General features: G+C 70.1%; 18 protein-coding genes. 4 read left to right on the top strand and 14 right to left on the bottom strand.

Annotated elements, in window-relative coordinates; translation table 11 throughout:
* The first annotated feature begins 25 nt into the window (after window positions 1-25).
* Window positions 26-1,171 carry a GGDEF domain-containing protein gene (locus E2F48_RS07510; RefSeq protein ID WP_133403333.1) on the top strand — a complete coding sequence of 382 codons (1,146 nt, stop codon included), beginning with the start codon at window positions 26-28 and terminating at the stop codon, window positions 1,169-1,171.
* Window positions 1,172-1,201: 30 nt separating this feature from the next.
* Here the strand turns inward: E2F48_RS07510 and E2F48_RS07505 are convergent, their stop codons facing one another.
* Both E2F48_RS07505 and hflX read right to left on the bottom strand, forming a co-directional pair.
* Entirely contained in the window at window positions 1,202-3,232 is a 2,031-nt protein-coding gene (locus E2F48_RS07505) for an ATP-dependent DNA helicase (RefSeq protein ID WP_133403332.1), read from the bottom strand.
* Window positions 3,225-4,829 (bottom strand): GTPase HflX, encoded by a 1,605-nt coding sequence (gene hflX, locus E2F48_RS07500; protein WP_425455753.1) that lies wholly within the window; start codon window positions 4,827-4,829, stop codon window positions 3,225-3,227. Before hflX ends, E2F48_RS07505 begins: the two co-directional genes overlap by 8 nt.
* A 156-nt stretch (window positions 4,830-4,985) precedes the next feature.
* On the opposite strand from hflX, the gene E2F48_RS07495 reads away from it, so the two are divergent.
* Window positions 4,986-5,597, top strand: coding sequence for a class I SAM-dependent methyltransferase (locus tag E2F48_RS07495; RefSeq protein ID WP_133403331.1), 612 nt, complete (start codon window positions 4,986-4,988; stop codon window positions 5,595-5,597).
* A 100-nt stretch (window positions 5,598-5,697) separates the two neighbouring features.
* Here E2F48_RS07495 and dapF read toward each other — a convergent pair whose 3' ends face one another.
* The 6 genes from dapF to E2F48_RS07465 all read right to left on the bottom strand — a co-directional run bounded on the left by dapF (window position 5,698) and on the right by E2F48_RS07465 (window position 11,983).
* Window positions 5,698-6,645 carry a diaminopimelate epimerase gene (dapF, locus tag E2F48_RS07490; protein ID WP_133403330.1) on the bottom strand — a complete coding sequence of 316 codons (948 nt, stop codon included), beginning with the start codon at window positions 6,643-6,645 and terminating at the stop codon, window positions 5,698-5,700.
* A 4-nt stretch (window positions 6,646-6,649) separates the two neighbouring features.
* Window positions 6,650-7,567, bottom strand: a complete 918-nt coding sequence (miaA, locus tag E2F48_RS07485) for a tRNA (adenosine(37)-N6)-dimethylallyltransferase MiaA (protein ID WP_246018566.1) — start codon at window positions 7,565-7,567, stop codon at window positions 6,650-6,652.
* A 104-nt stretch (window positions 7,568-7,671) separates the two neighbouring features.
* On the bottom strand, window positions 7,672-9,231 hold the full coding sequence (gene miaB / locus E2F48_RS07480; RefSeq protein ID WP_133403329.1) for a tRNA (N6-isopentenyl adenosine(37)-C2)-methylthiotransferase MiaB: 1,560 nt from the start codon (window positions 9,229-9,231) through the stop codon (window positions 7,672-7,674).
* A gap of 98 nt (window positions 9,232-9,329) precedes the next feature.
* The gene (locus tag E2F48_RS07475; protein ID WP_133403435.1) at window positions 9,330-9,773 is read right to left on the bottom strand and encodes a regulatory protein RecX; all 444 of its coding nucleotides are present in this window, start codon (window positions 9,771-9,773) and stop codon (window positions 9,330-9,332) included.
* 728 nt (window positions 9,774-10,501) lie between these two features.
* The gene (recA, locus tag E2F48_RS07470) at window positions 10,502-11,551 is read right to left on the bottom strand and encodes a recombinase RecA (protein WP_133403328.1); all 1,050 of its coding nucleotides are present in this window, start codon (window positions 11,549-11,551) and stop codon (window positions 10,502-10,504) included.
* Between the two features lie 195 nt (window positions 11,552-11,746).
* The gene (locus tag E2F48_RS07465) at window positions 11,747-11,983 is read right to left on the bottom strand and encodes a DUF3046 domain-containing protein (RefSeq protein ID WP_120166575.1); all 237 of its coding nucleotides are present in this window, start codon (window positions 11,981-11,983) and stop codon (window positions 11,747-11,749) included.
* Window positions 11,984-12,132: 149 nt separating this feature from the next.
* Between E2F48_RS07465 and E2F48_RS07460 the strand changes: the two genes are divergently transcribed.
* Entirely contained in the window at window positions 12,133-12,606 is a 474-nt protein-coding gene (locus E2F48_RS07460; protein ID WP_133403327.1) for a MarR family winged helix-turn-helix transcriptional regulator, read from the top strand.
* Between the two features lie 117 nt (window positions 12,607-12,723).
* Here the strand turns inward: E2F48_RS07460 and E2F48_RS07455 are convergent, their stop codons facing one another.
* The 6 genes from E2F48_RS07455 to dapA form a co-directional block, all read right to left on the bottom strand.
* On the bottom strand, window positions 12,724-13,164 hold the full coding sequence (locus E2F48_RS07455) for a helix-turn-helix domain-containing protein (RefSeq protein WP_133403326.1): 441 nt from the start codon (window positions 13,162-13,164) through the stop codon (window positions 12,724-12,726).
* 133 nt (window positions 13,165-13,297) lie between these two features.
* Window positions 13,298-13,771: a CinA family protein gene (locus tag E2F48_RS07450; RefSeq protein WP_133403325.1), complete on the bottom strand. Its 474-nt coding sequence runs from the start codon at window positions 13,769-13,771 to the stop codon at window positions 13,298-13,300.
* On the bottom strand, window positions 13,768-14,364 hold the full coding sequence (pgsA, locus tag E2F48_RS07445; protein ID WP_133403434.1) for a CDP-diacylglycerol--glycerol-3-phosphate 3-phosphatidyltransferase: 597 nt from the start codon (window positions 14,362-14,364) through the stop codon (window positions 13,768-13,770). The genes E2F48_RS07450 and pgsA overlap by 4 nt, the downstream gene beginning before the upstream one ends.
* A 12-nt stretch (window positions 14,365-14,376) precedes the next feature.
* Complete coding sequence (locus E2F48_RS07440; RefSeq protein ID WP_133403324.1) at window positions 14,377-17,199, bottom strand: FtsK/SpoIIIE family DNA translocase; 2,823 nt, start codon at window positions 17,197-17,199, stop codon at window positions 14,377-14,379.
* Window positions 17,200-17,305: 106 nt separating this feature from the next.
* Window positions 17,306-18,991, bottom strand: a complete 1,686-nt coding sequence (locus E2F48_RS07435) for a ribonuclease J (protein ID WP_133403323.1) — start codon at window positions 18,989-18,991, stop codon at window positions 17,306-17,308.
* Window positions 18,988-19,929 carry a 4-hydroxy-tetrahydrodipicolinate synthase gene (gene dapA, locus E2F48_RS07430; protein ID WP_133403322.1) on the bottom strand — a complete coding sequence of 314 codons (942 nt, stop codon included), beginning with the start codon at window positions 19,927-19,929 and terminating at the stop codon, window positions 18,988-18,990. The genes E2F48_RS07435 and dapA overlap by 4 nt, the downstream gene beginning before the upstream one ends.
* A 100-nt stretch (window positions 19,930-20,029) precedes the next feature.
* Between dapA and E2F48_RS07425 the strand changes: the two genes are divergently transcribed.
* The gene (locus tag E2F48_RS07425) at window positions 20,030-21,223 is read left to right on the top strand and encodes a heparan-alpha-glucosaminide N-acetyltransferase domain-containing protein (RefSeq protein ID WP_133403321.1); all 1,194 of its coding nucleotides are present in this window, start codon (window positions 20,030-20,032) and stop codon (window positions 21,221-21,223) included.
* Window positions 21,224-21,351 lie beyond the last annotated feature (128 nt).

The raw sequence follows: 21,351 nt of genomic DNA, 5'->3' as shown, positions 1-21,351 counted from the left end.
TCGCTCGGAAGGGACGGTTCGCCGGATGCCGCTTGATACCTCTACCCTGAGGGTCGCCTTCGGCGTCGTCGCGCTCATCCAGCTCGTGCTGTTCTACCTTGTGACCTTCCGCCGCACCCGGTCGGCCTACAGCGCCTGGTGGTGCGCAGCCATCGGCCTGTTCCTTGCCGGCTCCGCGGCGTTCCTCCTCGACGGCACCTCCCACCAGGTCTGGGCCAACCCGCTGGGGAACACCCTGCTCGTGGCCGGTTCCGCGGCCGTCTGGGCGGCGGCCCGTTCGCTCCACCGGGGGCGCCCGCGCGTGGCGCAGCTCGCCGCACCGCCCCTGCTCACGGCTCTCGCCTCGGCCGCCGATAACCCCGGAGTCAACGCCTGGTCGGGCGGGCCGGTGTTCCTGGGGATGATGTCCCTGCTGTTCGGCCTCGCCGCCCGCGAGGTGTGGCGGCCCGTACCCCACCGGGTGCGGACCCAGGTCCCGCTGGCCGTCGCCTCTTGGTTGCTCTCGCTCTTCTACCTCGGCCGCGGCGTCGCGTTCGTCGTTGACGGCGTCGACGGGTTCGTTTTCACCACCTACTTCGGGTCGGCGGTGACCACCCTGATCACCCTGACCCTGCTCGTCGTGGTCTCCTTCACCATGGCCGCCCTGAGCAACGACCAGGTCACCCGGGACCTGCGGCACCGGGCAGCACGGGACGGGCTGACCGGGCTGCTCAACCGCTCCGGGTTCCTCGACCGGGCGGACCGCGAGCTCATGCGCCTCACCGCAGCCGGCATCCCGGGCGCGCTGATCCTTGCTGACCTTGACCGCTTCAAGCAGGTCAACGACACCTACGGCCATGCAGCGGGCGATACGGCGCTGCGGGCGTTCGCGGAGGCGTGCTCGCGGTCTGTGCGCTCCACCGACCTGGTGGGACGCTACGGCGGGGAGGAGTTCATCATCCTGCTCAGCGGCGCCGACGGGGGGCGCGCCGAGGCGGTCAGCGCGGAGATCAGCCGGGTGCTGCAGGGAACACCGACGGCGCAGGGATTTCCACTGCCCACGGTCAGCTATGGCATCGCCGAGGCCGGGGCGGCGGGCCGCGGTCTGGAGGCGGTCATCGCCGCGGCCGACGCCGCGCTGTACGCAGCGAAGTCGCAGGGCCGGAACCGGGCGGTCCGGGCCGCCGTGTAGCCCGCTGCCAGCCGGCTGCTCCCCCGGCTCCTACCCGGCGGCGACCCGCTCGAGGATGCCCAGCACCGTCGTTCGATCGGTCGTATGCCAGAACGGCGGCAGGGCGGCCCGCAGGAACGACCCATAGCGCGCAGTGGCCAGACGCGAGTCGAGGACCGCGACGACTCCGCGGTCGCCGGAGGCCCGGATCAGGCGCCCCGCCCCCTGGGCCAGCCGCACTGCGGCGTGCGTGGCTGAGACACTCATGAACCCGTTGCCGCCGGCGCGGGCCACCGCCCGGGTCCGGGCGGTCATCAGCGGATCGTCCGGGCGGGGAAAGGGGATCCGGTCGATCACCACGAGCCGGCAGGACTGCCCGGGCACATCGACTCCCTGCCACAGGGACATCGTCCCGAACAGGCAGGTGTCCGGATCCTCGGCGAACTGCTGCACGAGCGAGGGAAGCGACGCCTCGCCCTGGCACAGGATCTCGAAGTCGACGAGCGGCCGCAGCGCCTCGGCTGCCTCCTCCGCCGCCCGGCGGGAGGAGAACAGTCCGAGGGCGCCGCCGCGGGAGGCCTTCAGGAGTGCGGCGAGCTCGGCCAGTTGGGCCTCGGAGGTTCCCCGTTCCGGTTTGGGGAGGTCCTTGGCCACATACAGCACCCCCTGGCGCGGGTAGTCGAAGGGACTTCCGACGTCGACCCCGGTCCAGGACGGTGCGCCCGCCCCGGTCAGCCCGAGCGATCCGGCGACGGGGCCGAATTCGGCCCCGATCGCGAGGGTCGCCGAGGTCAGGACGACCGTGTGGTCTTCGAACAATCCCTCGCGGAGCCGCCCGGCAACGGACAGCGGTGCCACGTTCAGGATGGCCGGAGCGCTCTCGTCGGCCATTGAGTAGCCGGCACCCGGGGTGAAGGTGCTGGGCCGGGAGGTCCAGACCACCTCGCTGGCCTCACCGGCGGCGAGGAGCCGCTCGGCCACCTCGAAGACCAGCCCGAGCCGCCCGCGCGCCTGCTGCCGGCCGCCGTCGGCGTCCCCCGGGCCGTCGGCCTTGCCATCGGTCTTGGTGTCCGAGAGGGCCGCACGCGAGGCGTCGCGGACCTGTTCAAGGGCGGATTCGAGCTCCTCGGGAAGCCGCCCGGGCATCAGCCCCGACGGCAGGAGCGCGCAGGCCTCCTCGAGTGCCTTGCCCGCGGAGTCGAGTGCGTCGGTGCGCAGCGAGGCGTGCCGGCGCACAGCGGTCGCGGCGGCGGAAACCATTGCCGCCGATAGCTGCCCCGACACGGCCCCGGTGACCCGGTCATGGAGTTCGTGGGCCTCGTCGATGACGACGACGTCGTAGTCCGGGAGCACGGCCAGGCCCTCGAAGGCGCTGATGGCGAGCATCGCGTGGTTCGTGATCACGATGTCGGCGGTCGCGGCGGCCTCCCGGGCACGTTCGCTGAAGCACTCCTTGGCCACCGGGCACCGCTGGGCGCCGAGGCACTCGAGGCTGCTGACCGACACCTGGCGCCAGGCCCGGTCGCTGACCCCCGGCAGCAGTTCGTCGCGGTCACCAGTCTCGGTGTCCTCGGCCCATTCGCGCAGGCGCACCACCTCGCGCCCGAGCGCGCTGCCCGGCGCGGCCGGTGGCGCGCCGGGGTGCTGGACGGCGTCCTCGCCGAGGCTGAACAGGGCGTCGGGGGCGTCCTCCTCCGGGAATCCGCCCGCGGTCTTGTGCAGGCACACATAGTTCGACCGCCCCTTGAGGAGGGCGACGTCGACGGGCCGGGGAAGGTGCGGCTGAACGGCCGTCAGCAGCCGGGGAAGGTCCCGGCCCACGATCTGCGCCTGCAGGGCCAGGGTCGCCGTCGACACGATCGAGGGCTTCTCGCTCTCCATGGCGTGCGCGATCAGCGGCAGCAGGTAGGCCAGAGACTTTCCCGTTCCGGTACCGGCCTGGACGAGAAGGTGCTCCCCGGTGTCGATGGCCTCGCTCACCCGGCGCGTCATCTCATGCTGACCGGCGCGGCTTTCACCGCCCATTGCCGCAACGGCGGCGTCCAGCAGGTTCAGCGCGTCGGGCTCCTGCCCTTTACTCATGCCTCAGGTACGGCTCGAGCTCCGCGGCGAGGCCCTCCCTCACCATCACCTCGAGCAGGGTTCCCTCCTCGGCGTGATCGAGGGAGAGGATCTCCGCGTCCTCCTCGTGGAGCCGGCTGATGATCTCCCCGTGGTCGTAGGGAACCAGCAGGGACATCCGCACCCCGGGCCTCGGGATGGAGGTGCTGATCTGCATGCGCAGTTCGTCGATGCCCTGGCCGGTGCGGGCCGAGACGACGACGTGGCGCGGCTCCCGCTGGCGGAGCCGTTCCAGGACGAACGGGTCGGCGGCGTCGGCCTTGTTGAGCACGATGATCTCGGGGATGTTCCGTGCGTCGACCTCCGCGAGGACCGTGCGCACGGCGGCGATCTGCCCTTCGGGGTCGGGGTGGGAGGCGTCGACGACGTGGAGGATCAGGTCGGCGTCCGCCACTTCCTCGAGGGTTGACCGGAAGGCCTCGACGAGCTGGGTGGGCAGGGACCGGACGAAGCCGACGGTGTCCACGAGGGTGTATCCGAGGCCGTCGGTTGTCTCGGCCCGGCGCACCGTCGGGTCGAGGGTCGCGAACAGGGCGTTCTCCACCAGCACCCCTGCGTCGGTGAGCCGGTTCAGCAGCGATGACTTCCCGGCATTGGTGTAGCCGGCAATGGCCACCGACGGCACCTGGTTGCGGCGCCGGTTCGAGCGCTTGGTCTCCCGGGCCGGCTTCATGCCGGCGATCTCGCGGCGGAGCTTCGCCATGCGGGTGCGGATCTTCCGGCGGTCGAGTTCGATCTTCGTCTCACCCGGACCGCGGGAGCCCATTCCTGCACCGGCGCTGCCGACCTGGCCACCGGCCTGCCGTGACATCGATTCGCCCCAGCCGCGAAGCCGCGGCAGGAGGTATTCGAGCTGGGCAAGTTCAACCTGGGCCTTGCCCTCGCGGGACTGGGCGTGCTGGGCGAAAATGTCGAGGATCAGGGCGGTCCGGTCGATGACCTTGACCTTCACAATGTCCTCGAGGCCCCTGCGCTGGGAGGGGGAAAGCTCACTGTCGACGATGACGGTGTCGGCGCCGACGGCCGCCACCACGTCCTTGAGTTCCTGGGCCTTGCCGGAGCCGAGGAAGGTGGCCGGGTCCGGCTTCAGGCGCCGCTGGACCATTCCATCGAGTACCTCCGAGCCGGCTGTCTCAGCGAGGGCGGCGAGCTCCTGGAGCGAGTTCTCGGCGTCCTGCGCCGTGCCGTCGCTCCACAGGCCGGCGAGGACGACGCGCTCAAGGCGCAGCTGCCGGTACTCGACCTCGGTGACGTCCTCAAGCTCGGTCGAGAGGCCCGCGACGCGGCGCAGCGCGTGCCGCTCGGCGAGGTCCTCCTGGTCACCGTCGAATTCCGAGTGCTCCTGTGCGGAAGCGGAAAGTGCCTGGGCGCGTGAGCGCCATGTCGCCGGGGCACCGCCGGTCGATCCATCGCCGGCCGGGGGCTTGGCTGCCGCCGATTTGGACTCGACCGCCTCGTCGTGGGCGAGAATCCGGTCGATGACAGCCTGGATCTCCGCGGGTCCCATCTCGGCTCCGGTCGATCCTTCGTGGTTCGTGGTCATGTTCTCCTTTGTCATTGCGTCCTTCAATGCTAGTAGCACGAAAACCACCAGCACAGCGAATTCACTCTCCGCGCAACAGGGCTTGCGCCCGCCCGGCCGGCCCTCCTGGCGCACCGGCCACCGGGGGTCCACGCCCGGTGGCCGCCCGGCGGGGCACTAGGCTTGACGGTTATGGAATCCCAGCACTACTTCAGCTCCCAGCCCGCAGGCCCGGGCGTCCGGCGGCCGCTGTCGGTTGTCCTCGACGGGGAGCAGCGCGACCTCGTGACGTCGTCGGGCCTGTTCAGCCCCGATGGAATCGACAAGGGCACGGCGATCCTGCTCGGCTCCGTTCCCGAGCCGCGAGGCACCCGCCTGCTCGACGTGGGCAGCGGGTGGGGTCCGCTGGCCCTGACCCTTGCGCTGAAGGCCCCGGCCGCCCAGGTGTACGCCGTGGACGTCAATGAGCGGTGCATCGCCCTGACCCGGGACAACGCGGCCCGCCTCGGCCTGGCGAATGTCTCTGCCGGGACGCCGGACGACGTCGACCCCTCGCTGGAGTTCGACACCATCTGGTCGAATCCTCCGATCCGGATCGGCAAGGCGGAGCTTCACGCCCTGCTGCTGCGCTGGCTGCCGCGGCTCGCCCCGGGTGGGGAGGCCTGGCTGGTGGTGCAGAAGAACCTCGGCGCCGATTCACTTCAGCGCTGGCTCACCGCTTCCCTTCCCCCCGGCTTCACCGTGCGCCGCGCTGACAGCGCGAAGTCCTTCCGGATTCTCCACATCACCCGCCCGGCGGACTGACGGCGCGCGCCCGGCAGCGCCGTGGCGCCCGACGGGCCCGCCCCGACCGGCGCGGGCGTTCCGCAGACCGCCGGCCCGGTCCGCCGGACCGGGATTCTGTTCAGGCCCCGAGCAGGGTCCCTTCAGCGACGAGCACCGCCGGCCCGCTGAGGTCGACGTGCTCACGCCCGTCCGCGCCGGTGCGGAAGACAACGCCAAGCACGCCCCCGGGCACCTGGACCGCCCAGCGCGAGGGAGACTCCGGGCCGGCCCAGTAGCGGGTGGCGACGGCCGCGGCGCACGCCCCGGTGCCGCAGGACCAGGTCTCTCCCACCCCGCGCTCGTGGACCCGCATGGTGAGCCTGCCGACGCCGCCCTCCACGAGGGGCTCGGCCGGGACGACGAATTCGACATTGGTTCCGTACGGCGGCACGGGCATGACCACCGGGGCCTCGGCCAGCGGGGGCGCGGCGAGCTCGTCGAGCCCCGCAAGCGCGACGACGGTGTGCGGGTTGCCCATGCTCACCGAGAGGCCCGGGCGCGGCACGCCGAGGCCCGCCGCCTCCACCGTCGAGTCCGTCGCCCGGGCGGCGGCGTCCTCCGGATGGATGAACTCCCAGGGGCCCATGTCCACCGAGTACCCGTCGGCCGACCGTGAGACCACCTTCACGCCGGCGCGGGTGGCCACTGACACCGAGGTTCCCTCGGCGAGGGCGAGCACGCCCCGGCTGATCAGGTAGTGCACGAAGACCCGAACGCCGTTGCCGCACATCTCGGAGACGGATCCGTCGGCGTTGCGGTAGTCCATGAACCACTCGGCCTCCGGGTGTCCGGCGAGCAGCTCACGCCCCTCGGGGAGGTGCTCCGAGCGCACAGCGCGGATCAGTCCGTCGGCGCCGACGCCGAGATGGCGGTCGCACGCGGCGGCGACGGCGTCGGCGCGAAGGTCGAGCGCCGCCTCGGGGTCGAGGAGGAGGAGAAAGTCGTTGCCCGTGCCATGGCCCTTGGTGAAGGGCACGCCGGTGAGGGGCGATACGGTCGGGACCTGCCGGGCGGGTGCTGTGCTCACCCTTCTAGGATAGGGGCCCGGAGCCGCGGGCGAGGAGGAGTGCGCGGTCGATCAGGTCCGGGGCCCGCCAGGGCAGCCACTGCACCCGCGGGTCGCCGCGGAACCAGGTGCGCTGGCGCTTGGCGAACTGCCGGGTCGCGGTGACGGTGTCCTCGATGGCCGCGGACTCACTGAGGGTGCCGTCGAGGACCGAAAGGAACTGGGAGTAGCCCAGGGCGCGCGAGGCGGTGCGGCCGTCGCGGAGGCCGCGGGCGTCGAGGGACCGGACCTCCTCGAGCAGGCCGCTGCGGACCATCGTGTGCACCCGCTCCGCGAGCCGCGTCTGGAGCTCATCCGGGTTGACGGCAAGACCGATCTGGACCGCCGGCGCGTAGTACTGCCGGTCGGGCATGAAGGAGCTGAACGGGCGCCCGGTGAGCTCGGCCACTTCGAGTGCCCGGACCAGCCGTCTGTCATCGGCAATCCGGGCCGCCGACACCGGATCCACCGCGGCGAGCCGGACGCGGAGGGCGGCCGACCCTCCGGCAGCGAGTTCGGCCTCGAGGCGTTCCCGGAGGGCCGGATCGGTGCCGGGAAACTCGAGCCGGTCGAGGACGGCACGGACATAGAGCCCCGACCCGCCGACGAGCACGGGGACCCTGCCGCGGGCCCGGACGGCATCGATGGCCTGCCGGGCCTCGGCCTGGTAGGCGGCGACGCTCGCCTCCTCGCGGATGTCGAGGATGTCGAGCAGGTGGTGCGGAACGCCGCGCCGCTCTTCGGGCGGGATCTTGGCCGTCCCGATGTCCATCCCGCGGTAGAACTGGAGCGCGTCGGCGTTGATGACCTCACCACCGAGTTCGAGGGCGAGGGCGATGGCGAGGTCGGACTTGCCCGTGCCGGTGGGACCGACGACCGCAACAATGGGCGGCTGGACGCTCACCGCGGGCCCGCCCGTGGCCGCTTCCGGCCCGGGATCCTGCTCGCCCGGACCCGTTCCGCCTGTAGCGGCTCCGCTGACGGGTCCCGTGCGCCCGACGGGCGGCATCAAGGGGTGGAGCGGCGCGGGGGAAGCGACGGCATGCCCAGGGACACGCCCGCAGCTGCGGCGCCGGGACCGCCGGGAACCGGCGCCCCGCACGAGTCGGCCTGGCTGCGGTCCCAGGCGTCCCCGGCACGGGAGCGCCGCACCGAGTATTCCGCGGCGGTGGGATCGGACAGCAGGTGGAAGGGTGCGGCGTGGGTCACCGGAACGGTGACGAGGTCGCCGGGCCGCGGCACCTCGGCGCCGGCCGGGACGCTGAAGTGCACCAGCCGCTGGTCCTGCGCGCGTCCGGTCAGGCGGTGGGTCTCCCCGGCTTTCCGGCCCTGGTTCGCCGTGACCATCACCTCGACGGACCGGCCCACCTGGCGGGCGTTTTCCTCTTCGGCGATGCGGTCCTGCAGCGCGGTGAGGCGCTCGAAGCGTTCCTGCACCACGTGCTTGGGCAGCTGGTCCGGGAGGTCCGCTGCGGGGGTTCCCGGCCGTCGCGAGTACTGGAAGGTGAAGGCCGTGGCGAAGCGGGACTTCTCGACGACGTCGAGCGTGGCCTGGAAGTCCTCCTCGGTCTCGCCGGGGAAGCCGACGATGATGTCGGTGGAGATCGCGGCGGACGGCATCCGCTCACGCACGCGGTCGAGGATGCCCAGGAACTTCGCCGACCGGTACGAGCGGCGCATCGCCTTGAGGATGCGGTCGGAGCCGGACTGCAGCGGCATGTGGAGCTGCGGCATGACGTTGGGGGTCTCGGCCATGGCGTCGATGACGTCGTCGGTGAATGCGGCCGGGTGCGGACTGGTGAAACGGACCCGCTCAAGTCCTTCAATGCTGCCGCAGGCCCGGAGCAGTTTCGCGAAGGCGCCCCGGTCGCCGAATTCGACCCCGTAGGAATTCACGTTCTGCCCGAGCAGCGTCACCTCGATGGCGCCGTCGGCCACGAGGGCCTCGATTTCGGCAAGGATCTCCCCTGGCCGGCGGTCGCGCTCCTTCCCGCGGAGGGAGGGCACGATGCAGAACGTGCAGGTGTTGTTGCATCCGACCGAGATGGAGACCCACCCGGCGTACACCGAGTCCCGCTTGGTGGGCAGGGTCGAGGGGAAGACGTCCAAGGCTTCGAGGATTTCGAGCTGGGCCTCGTCGTTGTGCCGCGCGCGTTCAAGCAGGGCCGGCAGCGCCCCGATGTTGTGGGTGCCGAAGACGGCGTCGACCCAGGGCGCCTTGCGCAGGATGGTGTCGCGGTCCTTCTGCGCCAGGCAGCCGCCGACGGCGATCTGCATGCCCGGGTTGGCCTCCTTGACCGGGGCGAGCATGCCAAGGTTGCCGTAGAGCTTGTTGTCGGCGTTCTCCCGGACGGCGCAGGTGTTGAAGACGACGACGTCGGCCTGTCCTCCGGCGGCCGGGGCGAGTCCCGCGCCCTCGAGCAGACCCGAAATCCGCTCGGAGTCGTGGACGTTCATCTGGCATCCGAAGGTGCGCACCTCGTAGGTGCGCTGCGTGCCGGCGGGAGCCGCCGGCGCCAGCGTGGCCGACGGTTCAGCGGAGGAGGGTGCGGGGACTGTAATACTCACGGCTTAAGGGTACGACCGCCCCGCCGCCGGCCCACAATCCCGCGCCGGCGGACAGGGTTCACCCGGCGGGAGGGGCACAGGAGGACGCCCTGGCGGCGTTATCCGAAGGCGGTGTCCTGCCCGTCGAGGGCGTCCTTGACCAGGGCGAAGGCCAGGCCGGGTGCGTAGCCCTTCCGCGCGAGCATTGAGACGAGCCTGCGGACCTCCTTGTCCCGCGCGGAGCGGTCCGAGAGGTCGACTCCCTGCCGCATCTTCCGGTGGATCAGTTCGCGTGCGGCGTCGCGCTCGTCGTCGTCACTAACCTGGGCGAGGGCGTCCTCGGCGAGGGCCGGGTCGACTCCCTTCTCGGCGAGTTCCCGTTTCAGCGCGGATCGGGCCAGTGAACGGGTGGCGGAGCGGCTGCGGACCCACATCCGGGCGAACTCGGCGTCGTCGATGAGCTGGACCTCTTCGAAGCGGTCAAGGACCGCGGTGGCGGATTCCTCGGGCACGCCCCGCTCGGCGAGCTTCACGGCCAGCTGGTGACGGCTGCGGGGGCCCATGGTGAGCTGGCGCAGCACGATCGAGCGTGCCAGGGCGAGCGGGTCCGACGCATCGGGAGAATGCCCGGACCGGCTCTCCCCCGGCGCGGGTTCTGCCGGCGTGGACTCCCCGGACGAGGGCGGTTCAACCGCGGGGTCGTCGAATGACGGCTCCCCGGCCGCGCCTCCTCCGGTGCGGGGGCGCCGCGAACGTCCGCGGCCACCGGTGGTGGCCCTGCCGGGCCCCGCTCTGCCGGTTCTGGACCCGCCGGCTTCACCGGGTGCGCCGTCGGCGTACCCGGGACCAGGGGTGTCCCACGAGCCGGGTGTGTGTTCGTCCGGTTCGGGCGGGAGGTCGGCGGAGCGGCCGACGACGGGTCCGAAGGCCGCGTCCTCGGCCTCCCGCTCAGCCTTCCGCCGGCGGCGCGGCCGTGCCCCTTGCCCGCCGAAAGACGGCTCGCCGGTCGGGGACCCGAACGAGGACTTACCCGAGGAGGACCCGAACGAGGACTTACCCGACGAAGACCCGAACGACGACTTGCCCGACGAAGACCCAAATGACGACCTACCCGACGAAGACTTAAATGGCGACTTACCCGAGGAGGACCCGAACGACGACTTACCCGACGAAGACCCAAATGACGACTTACCCAACGAGGACCTACCGGACGAGGACCCGAACGAGGACTCACCTGAGGGCGGCGAACCGTCGGCCGGCCGCCCCCAGGATCCACGTCCTGCCACGGCGGCTACTCTCCGCCGACGGCCTTCAGCTTGGGTCCGTCCTCATGCTCTTCGGGCTGCTCGTCGATCCCGAGCTTGACGCGGATCTTCCGCTCCAGCTCATCGGCGAGGTCCGGATTGTCGATAAGGAACTTGCGGGCATTTTCCTTGCCCTGGCCCAGCTGGTCGCCGTCGTAGGTGAACCAGGCGCCGGACTTCTTGACCAGCCCGTTCTCGACGCCCACATCGATCAGTCCGCCCTCACGGGAGATGCCGTGTCCGTAGAGAATGTCGAACTCGGCCTGCTTGAAGGGCGGGGCCATCTTGTTCTTGACGATCTTGGCGCGGGTGCGGTTACCGACGGGGTTGACGCCCTCCTTGAGGGTTTCGATCCGGCGGACATCGATGCGGACCGAGGCGTAGAACTTCAGAGCCTTGCCGCCGGTGGTTGTTTCGGGGCTGCCGAAGAACACGCCGATCTTCTCGCGGAGCTGGTTGATGAAGATGGCGGTGGTCTTGGTCTGGCTCAGCCGGCCCGTGATCTTGCGGAGGGCCTGGCTCATGAGCCGGGCCTGGAGGCCCACGTGGCTGTCGCCCATCTCGCCTTCGATTTCCGCGCGGGGAACCAGTGCCGCCACGGAGTCGATGACCACGATGTCGATGGATCCGGATCCAACGAGCATGTCCATGATCTCGAGCGCCTGCTCGCCGGTGTCGGGCTGGGACACCAGGAGTGCATCGGTGTCCACCCCCAGCTTCTTCGCGTACTCGGGGTCGAGGGCGTGCTCGGCGTCGATGAAGGCCGCGATGCCGCCGTTGCGCTGGGCGCTGGCCACCGCGTGCAGGGCAACCGTGGTCTTACCCGAGGACTCGGGCCCGTAGATCTCGACGACGCGGCCGCGGGGCAGTCCGCCGATGCCGAGTGCGGCATCAAGGGCGATCGAGCTGGTGGAAATCGTTTCGATCGGCGCCCGGATCTCATCGCCAAGCCGCATGACGGAGCCCTTGCCGTACTGCTTGTCAATCTGCGCGAGGGCAGCCTGGAGGGCCTTCTCACGATCGGCTGGTGCAGCCATTGTTCACCTCGGTTGATTGTGCCCTGGGCTTGCGAAACCCCGCGGGCTGTTTGCATGTTCGTTCCGACCCTACCGGCCGGCTCTGACAGTCTTGGGAGGCCGCCCGGTATGTGAAAAAACCGGCAGGACCCGTCCTCCAAGCATATCTCCATCCGAACAGATATTCGAATGAATTGGGTGGACTGCCGGCGTGTCCTATTCGGCCCGGCTGCGGGCTCGAGGCTTGAGATCGCGCCCCAGCCACCGCTCGCGCGGTACGTCCTGCACCGTGCAGACCGCCTCCCATACCCGCCGGGGGTCGATGCCCGCACGCAGTGCGTCGAGGGCGGTCCGGTCCCCCAATTCGCCGATCACGAGATCACCCGCCAGGCTCCGTGAGTAGTGGGCGCCGAACTCGTCGTCCATCAGCCGCCAGAAGTCGCTGAGCCGCATTTTCTATCCTTTGTCGTTGCTGTTCCTACAGGATGCCCCAACCGGGCAGGCGGATGCATCCGGATTTCCGGTGTGCAGAAGCGGGAGGTTTCCGATCCGTTACCCACTGCGGGGCGGCTTGAGGGACCGCGAACCATAGAATAAGCGGTATGACCCCTGACCTCAGCAGTACCGACGCCGCAGTGGATTCCGCCATCGTGGCGCTTGAGCAGCAACTCAGTATGCTCTGGAGGCGCGCCCGGTCCAACTCCTACAAGGTGGCCCGCCGGGTGCACCCTGAGATGGAGCCGGCCGCCTACGGTCTCCTTGTCATCCTGCAGCAGGAAGGCTCGATGCGGCTCACCGACATCGCCGCGAGCGTCGGAGTGGGCAAACCGTCGGTCAGCCGGCAGATCGCCATGCTCGAACAGCTCGGCCTCGTGCACAAGGAGGCGGATCCGCTCGACGGCCGCGCGCAGGCCATTTCGCTGACGCCGGCGGGCACGCAGCAGCTGGTGAACGCCCAAACCGCCCGCAAGCAGGCCTTCCACGAGCTGATGGCCGACTGGGACGTTTCGGACCTTCAACAGCTCGGCCATCTGATCGCCCAGCTCAACGCGACCTACGCCAAGGACAACTGGTAGGTCCCTGCGCGCAGGCGGCCGCGGCCCCGGGAAGGGCCGCATTCCGGCGGACTGCCACCGCGCCTTAAAAGCAGCAGGACCCGCCGGTGGGCGGGTCCTTGGGGGGATCGCTGCTGCCTAGCGGTTCGTCGCCGCCAGGCCCCTGCGGAAGTTTTCGGTGAAATCGTCGGGGATGTTGTTCTCGAACTCGCGGGAGAATTCCTGCGGGACGGTGTCCGGTACCGAAACACCTTCCGCCTCCGCGAGCCGGTCGCTGACCTCCCGCAGCATCGTGGACAGTGGTACGTCCAGCGCGCTGCAGATTGATGAGAGGAGTTCAGATGACGCTTCCTTCTGGCCGCGCTCCACTTCGCTCAGGTAACCCAGGGAAACCCTCGCACTGTGGGAGACTTCACGCAGCGTACGGCCCTGGCGCTGGCGGACGTCCCGGAGGACGTCTCCGATCTCATGGCGTAGTACGACCATTTTGCGCTCCTTAGGCTTGCGTTGTGCGTCATCTGCCAACCCCACATCGCGCCAACGGACCACGCCGTTTACGGATACGGGTTGTCTTACCATCTGTATCGCCTTGCTCCCTCATAAATGCGGACCCGCCGGGAAGCGGAGAATGCATAGTCGGTCCGGCCCGAGCTTCTTGGGCCTGAGTCGTCAACCTTATCAACGGCTCGCTGTATTGATAACTAGTGTGTCTTCACATTTGTTCCCTTAGGATGGCCCCGCCGAGCAGTTCCAGGGCGGCCCCGCATGACGCCGCCCGGACGGAGTCCCTCCCGCCGGGGAAGCCGAACCGTCGCACCTCGGTCCCGCCCGCGGTAGCCACGGCGATGAAAACGGTGCCCACCGGCTGGCCGTCGTGCGGGGCGGGCCCCGCCACTCCGGTGGTGGAGACGGCGGCATCCACGTCGAGCACCCGGCGGGCCCCCTCGGCCATCTGGGCGGCGACGGCCGGATCCACGGAGCCAACGGACTCAAGGAGCGCCGCATCGACTCCGAGCACGTCCCGCTTGACGCCGTTGGCGTAGGCGACGATCCCGCCGCGCAGCGCTCCGGACGCTCCCGGCACGTCGGCCAATGCCGCCGCCACCTGCCCGGCGGTCAGGGACTCGGCGGTCCCGACGGTGACGCGGGCGGCCAGGGCGGCCGCGACGACGTCGACAGCGTTCACTGCTGACCGTTGGAGCGGGCCGTGGCACGCAGCTGTACGGCCTGCCGGATGTAGTCGAGGCCGGTCACCACGGTGATCACCAGGGCCGCCGCCATGAAGGCCGCTGCGATCCACCAGCCCCAGGCGCCGGGGGTGCTGGCGAATGGGAGGAGGAAGACCAGGATGGCCGCTGTCTGGACGACGGTCTTGAGCTTGCCCCCGCGCGAGGCCGGCATGACGCCGTAGCGGATCACGGCGAAACGCAGCAGGGTGATGCCCACTTCGCGGGCGAGGATCACGATGGTGACCCACCACCAGAGCTCGCCGAGGATCGAGAGCATGATCAGCGCCGAGCCGATCAGCAGCTTGTCGGCGATCGGGTCGGCGATCTTCCCGAAGTCGGTGATCAGCCCGCGGCTGCGCGCGAGGTCACCGTCGAGCTTGTCGGTGTAGATCGCCACGGCGAAGGTGATCACAGCAAGCCAGCGGAACAGCCCGCCCGTGCTTTCATCGGCGGCGAGGAACCAGACGAAGAAGGGGACGAGCACGATCCGCACGACGGTGAGGATGTTCGCGATATTCAGAACGGGCACTTCTTTGGCTGGGGTGTTCATCACGCGATAAGGCTACCTTCCCGTGAGGCTCCAGGCGTCTTCGCCGTCCTCGTCGGCATCGTCGATTCCGTCGTTCCATTCGACCGCCTGGGAGCGCGCTGCGAGGTCGTCGGCCACGAGGTCGACGGGGGACGCGGCCGGTGCGGGAGCGGGAGCGGGCGCCTGCGGCACGGCGGCGCCTTCATCGCCGCGCATGGCGGCGAGCACCGGGGCGAGGTCGTCCGGTTTGACGAGCACGTCGCGGGCCTTGGAGCCCTCCGAGGGGCCCACGACGCCGCGGGACTCGAGCAGATCCATGAGCCGGCCTGCCTTGGCGAAGCCGACCCGCAGCTTGCGCTGGAGCATCGAGGTCGACCCGAACTGGGTCGTCACCACCAGCTCGGTGGCCTGCAGCAGCACCTCGAGGTCGTCTCCGATGTCGTCGTCGATCTGCTTCTTGGGCGCCTCGACGGCGACGTCCTCCCGGTACACCGCCCCGAGCTGGCCCTTGACGTGCTCCACCACGCGGTGGATTTCGGACTCCGTCACCCAGGCACCCTGGACGCGCATCGGCTTGGAGGCCCCCATCGGCAGGAACAGGGCGTCGCCCTGGCCGATGAGCTTCTCGGCGCCGGGCTGGTCGAGCACCACGCGGGAGTCGGTGACCGAGGAGGTGGCGAACGCCATCCTCGACGGCACGTTCGCCTTGATCAGGCCGGTGACGACGTCGACGGAGGGCCGCTGGGTGGCGAGGACCAGGTGGATGCCGGCGGCGCGGGCCAGCTGGGTGATGCGCACGATTGAGTCTTCGACGTCGCGCGGGGCGACCATCATCAGGTCGGCGAGCTCATCCACGATCACGAGCAGGTACGGGTAGGGACGCACCACGCGCTTGGAGCCCTCGGGCGGGAGGACCTTGCCGTTGCGGACGGCCTTGTTGAAGTCGTCGATGTGCTTGAACCCGTAGTTGGCGAGGTCGTCGTAGCGGGTGTCCATCTCGCGGACCACCCACTGCAGGGCCTCGGCGGCCTTCTTGGGGTTGGTGATGATCGGGGTGATCAGGTGCGGCACGCCCTCGTAGGCGGTGAGCTCGACGCGTTTGGGGTCGACCATGACCATGCGCACCTCGTCGGGGGTGGCCCGCATCAGGATCGAGGTGATCATGGAGTTCACGAAGGAGGACTTGCCCGCGCCGGTGGCGCCGGCGACGAGCAGGTGGGGCATCTTGGCGAGGTTCGCGACGACGAAGCCGCCCTCGACGTCCTTGCCCACGCCCATCACCATCGGGTGTTCGGTCTTGCGGGCGTTTCCCGAGCGCAGCACGTCCCCGAGGGAGACGGTCTCGCGGTCGGTGTTCGGGATCTCGATGCCGATCGCCGACTTGCCGGGGATCGGCGACAGGATGCGCACGTCCGAGCTGGCGACGGCATAGGAGATGTTCTTCGACAGGGCGGTCACCCGCTCCACCTTGGTGCCCGAGGCGAGTTCGATCTCGTACCGGGTGACCGTGGGGCCGCGGGAGAAGCCGGTGACCTTCGCGTCGACGTTGAACTGCTCGAGGGTGTGCGTCAGGGCGGCGACGACGGCGTCGTTGGCCTCCGAGCGCTCCTTGGGCGGGGTGCCCGCCGGGAGGTAGTCCGAGGGGGGCAGGGTGTAGGCGACGTCCCCGGCCAGCTGGAGCTGCTCGGTGCGCTGCGGGATCGGCGAGGGCGGGGTCTGCGGCTGGACGGGGGTGGAGGGGACGATCAGGGCCTTGGCGGCCGGCACGACGTCGATCGCCTCGGTGGCGGGTTCGCCCGCGGGCTCGTCTCCCAGGCCCTGGGCGCGCTTGATCTTTTCGGTTGCGAGTTCCTGCTGGGTGGGGCGGCGCACGCCGGCGGGGATCTGCCGCTCGGCCTCGCGGGCCTTGCGTTCCTCGTCCTCGATCAGGGCGCGCTCGAACGCCTCGTCGCCGACGAATCCGTCGGAGGAGGGATCGTCGGCCGGATCGTCGCCCCGGTTCCTGGTCTGGCGGTCCTTGCGCTTCGATTTCGGCTTGACGGCAGTCGAGCCGTGCGCCTCGTAGAGGTAACTCTGGTCGTGGCCGTCACGGTCGGCGGCGTCGATCAGGTCCTGGCCCATCAGGTGCTCGTACAGGCTCCGGAGCCGGTCGGGGATGTGGCGGAAGGGCGTGGCGGTGATAATCAGCAGACTCACGAAGACGGCGAAACCAAGCAGGACGCCCACCGGCCAGGGTGTGAGCACGGAGCTGAGCGGACCGGCCACCAGGAAGCCGACGACTCCCCCGGCACGCCAGAGCAGCGGCAGGCCCGCGGAGAGGCCCGGCTGTCCGCCGACGAGGTGGGAGATGCCCGAACCGGCGAACAGGAGGATCAGCAGGCCGATGGCGATCCGGTTGTTGGCCCGGTGCGCCTCGGGGTAGCGGAAAAGGCGCACCGCGCCGATCCCGAGCAGGAAGGGGATCAGCAGCGCCATCCAGCCGAAGGTTCCGCCGGCGACGGCATGGATGACGTCAGCGACCGGGCCCTTGAGTGCCCACCACTCGACGGCGGCGACGGCCACGGCCAGCAGGAGCAGGAAGAATCCGGTGCCGTCCCGGCGCAGTTCGCGCTCCGGGTGGACCTCGTGGCCGAACTTCCGGACGCCCGCGCCGGTCATCCGGGCGACGCCCAGCCAGGCCCCGCGCACGGCGCGCACGGGAAGCGGCGGCCGGTCATCCTCCGGTACCGCGAGAGCCTTGGTGGTCTGCGTCCTGGCGCTGGAGGAACCCCGGCCCGACGTTGAGCGTCCTGCGGGTGCGGCCTTGCCGCGCGACCGCTGGGGGCCCCGCGGGGCAGGGGAAGTACGAGTCGCCATACTGCTACGGTACCGGACGGGGCCCGCGTTTCCCGGAATATACGCGGTTTTTGGGTCAGGCAGGGACCCCCGGCGCCGCGGCCGCGGAGCGGGACCTTGCGCCGGGTCAGGCCTCCAGAACCACCGGAATGATCATCGGGCGGCGGCGGTACCGGCGATTCACCCAGGTGCCGATGACCCGGCGCACCACCTGCTGGAGCTGGTAGGTGGTGTGGTCGATATTGCTGCGCACCGCCTCTTCCAGGGCGGCGTTGAGCTTGCCGGTGATCTCGTCGAACACCGAGTCGTCCTCGGCGAAGCCGCGGGCGTGGATGTCGGGGCCGGAGACGATCTTGCCGGTGGTGCGGTTGACGACGGCCACGATGGAGATGAACCCCTCCTCGCCGAGGATGCGGCGGTCCTTGAGGTCGGCGTCGGTGATCTCACCGACGCTGGACCCGTCGACATACACAAAGCCGCACTCCACGGCGCCGACCGTGAGGGCCTTCCCATCGACGAGGTCGATGACGGAGCCGTTGTCGGCCAGGAGGACGTTTTCCGCCGGCACCCCGGTCAGCTCGGCGAGCCGGCCGTTGGCGATGAGGTGGCGGGTCTCCCCGTGGACCGGCATCACGTTGCGCGGCTTCAGGATGTTGTAGCAGTAGAGCAGCTCACCAGCCGCCGCGTGGCCGGAGACGTGGACCCGGGCGTTGCCCTTGTGGACAACGTCCGCGCCGAGTTTCAGCAAACCGTTGATGACCCGGAAGACCGCGTTTTCGTTGCCGGGAATGAGGGAGGACGCAAGGATCACCGTGTCGCCCGGGCCCACTGTGATGCGGTGGTCGCCGTTGGCCATCCGGGACAGGGCCGCCATGGGCTCGCCCTGGGATCCGGTGGACATCAGCACCACCTTGTCGTCGGGCAGGTTATCGACGTCCTTGAGGTCGACGAGGATGCCCTCGGGCACCCGGAGGTAGCCCAGCCGGGCGGCGATGCCCATATTGCGCACCATGGAGCGCCCGGCGAAGCAGACGAAGCGTCCGTGGGCTTGTGCGGCGTCGAGGACCTGCTGGACCCGGTGCACGTGGGAGGAGAAGGAGGCCACGATGATCCGCTTGCGGACGTCGGCGAACAGCCGCTCGAGGACCGGCCCGATCTCCCGCTCAGCGGCGGTGAATCCGGGCACGTCGGCGTTGGTCGAGTCGACGAGGAACAGGTCGACGCCTTCCTCCCCCAGGCGGGAGAAGGCGCGCAGGTCGGTGATGCGCCCGTCGAGGGGAAGCTGGTCCATCTTGAAGTCGCCGGTGTGAAGCACGTTCCCGGCCCCGGTGCGGATGAACACTGCCAGCGCGTCGGGGATTGAGTGGTTCACCGCGACGAACTCGCACTCGAAGGGGCCGAACTGCTCGATCTGCCCCTCGGACACCGTGAGGGTGTAGGGGCGGATGCGGTGTTCCTGCAGCTTCGCCTCGATCAGGGCCAGGGTGAGCTGGGACCCGATGAGCGGGATGTCCTCCTTGAGCCGCAACAGGTAGGGCACCGCCCCGATGTGGTCCTCGTGGCCGTGGGTCAGGACGAGGCCGACGACGTCGTCCAGCCGGCCCTCGAGGTAGGAGAAGTCCGGCAGGATCAGGTCGACGCCGGGCTGGTGCTCCTCCGGGAAGAGCACCCCGCAGTCGACGATGAGCAGCTTGCCGTTCAGTTCGAACACGGTCATGTTGCGGCCGATCTCCCCGAGGCCTCCGAGAGCGACGATCCGGAGGGTTCCCTCGGCCAGCGCGGGCACCGGGACCAGCGGTGCGGTGGGGCTCATGCGCGCGCTCCCGCGGCCTGCGAGGGCGCGGCCGGCGGGAGGTCCCACCCGGCCTCGGCGAGGTCAGCGAACACCGGCTCAAGCTCCGCCTGAGTCGGAGCCACAAGCGGCAGGCGCACGGCGGTGCCCGCGAGGGTGCCCTGGCGGTGGAGGATCTCCTTGGCGGAGATCGCCCCGGGAAGGTGGGTCATCACGGCGCGGATCACCGGGTCGAGCTCGAAGTGAATCCGCCGGGCGGTGGCGAAGTCCCCGGCCGCGGCGGCGTCCACGAGCGCTCGAAACTGCGCGGTGGCCACGTGCGCGGTGACGCTGACGACGCCGACGGCGCCGGCCACCATCCAGGGCAGGGTGAGGCCGTCATCGCCCGAGTAGACGGCGAGGTCCGTGTTGGCCAGCACCCTCGTCACCTCGCCGAAGTCGGCCTTGGCGTCCTTAAGTGCGAGGACCGCCGGGTGGTCGGCCAGCCGGATCATCGTCTCGGTGGCAATGGGGATGCCGGAACGGCCCGGGATGTCGTAGACCATGATGGGCAGGTCCGTCGCGTCGGCGACGGCGGTGAAGTGCGCGAGGACCCCGGCCTGGGTCGGCTTGTTGTAATAAGGGGTCACGACCAGCTGGGCGTCGGCGCCGGCACGGACGGCGCGGTGGGCCATCTCCACCGAGTGCGAAGTGTGGTTGGTGCCGGTTCCGGCGATCACCCGGGCCCGCCCGCCGACGGCCTGGGCGACGACCCGGAACAGGTCCTCCTTCTCCGAGTCCTCAAGGGTTGAGGTCTCTCCCGTGGTGCCGGAGACGACGAGGCCGTCGCAGCCGTCGTCGACGAGCCGCGATGCCAGGGCGGCGGCGCCGTCGAGGTCCACCGCCCCATCGGCTGTGAACGGGGTGACCATTGCGGTGACCAGGGTGCCGAACGGGTTTGAGGGGAGGGTTTCAACCATGGGTAAAACGTTACCTGCTCGGGCCGCGCGGTGCAGGGCGGGCCCCCGCCGCCGCGGCAGGCATGCCCGACGCGGCGGGCTGCTGTGAGACCATCGTGGCATGGTGTCCTCCCCGGCCGTACGGCGTCTGACCGGTCTCGATGCAGCCCGCGGCATTGCTCTTTTTGGAATGATGAGTACCCACATCTTTCCCCTGTACGTCCCCGGGACGGCCGAACCGTCGTGGATCGCGCTGCTCTTCACCGGGCGGGCCTCCGCCCTGTTCGCCGTCGTTGCCGGCATCGGGCTCGCCCTGCTGACGGGCGGAAGCGCTCCGCACCGGGCGGGGGTCCTTTCGCAGGACCGCCGCGGGATCGCCGTGCGCGCCCTCATCATCGCCAGCGTCGGGCTCGTGCTCGGCGGCGTGGAGACGAACATCGCCATCATCCTCTTCCACTACGGGATCCTGTTCCTGCTGGCCCTTCCCTTCCTGGGCCTGCGGGTGCCGGTGCTTGCGGCCTGGGCGGCGGGCTGGCTGCTGCTCTCCCCCGTCGCGGCCTTCCTCCTGCGCCCCTGGATCGAGGGGACGCTCAATCCGCCCTCCCTCGACGGGAATCCGGTCTGGGAGCACTTCCTTGAGCCGGCGGCCCTGCTGGCGGATGTCTTCGTCACCGGGTACTACCCGGCGCTGCAGTGGCTGAGCTATCTCCTCATCGGCGTGGTGATCGGACGCCTCGACCTCGCCCGGCTGGGCGTCCAGGCCGCGTTGATCCTCGGTGGGGCCGCCGCGGCCGTTGCCGCGAAAGCGGCCAGCGGTTACCTGCTCGGCCCCGCCGGCGGCCTCGACGCGCTGCTGCAGACCCCGGATGGCGCCCGGTATCCCCTTGAGGCGATGCTGCAGGTAAGTGTGCGCCGCCTCGACCAGACCGGGTCGTGGTGGTGGCTGGCCGTCAGCACCCCGCATTCCGGGACGCCCTTCGACCTGCTGCACACGGCCGGGACCGCCGCCGCGGTGACCGGGATCTGCCTGCTGGTCACCCGACGCTACCGGCAGCTGCTTCTTCCGCTCTCGGCGCCGGGGGCGATGACCCTGACCCTGTATTCGCTCCACATCTGCGTCATGAGCTGGGTCGATCAGCAGGAGCCCGTGATTGATCCCGCTCCGGTGTTCTGGTTCCAGGCACTGGTGGCCGTGGCTCTGGGCATCCTGTTCCACCGGATCCACGCCCGCGGCCCCCTCGAGCTGATCGCCTCGGGAGCAGCGCAGGCCGCCCGGAGCGGCGGGCATCCGGCGTCGCGTCCGGACCGGCGCTGACCCACCGCGGGCCCCAGGGCGTCAAGGGGGGTCCGGGCGGCCGGCAGCCGCTGGCCCGTCGAAGCCGCCGGAGGTGCTGTTGCCGCCGGGCGCGCGTCGCCCGGCCTGCCCCCCTTCCCGGCGCCGGA

The sequence above is a fragment of the Arthrobacter crusticola genome (genome assembly GCF_004357995.1).
Classification (GTDB): Bacteria; Actinomycetota; Actinomycetes; order Actinomycetales; family Micrococcaceae; genus Arthrobacter_D; species Arthrobacter_D crusticola.
This window is presented reverse-complemented; position numbering and strand designations above follow the sequence as displayed.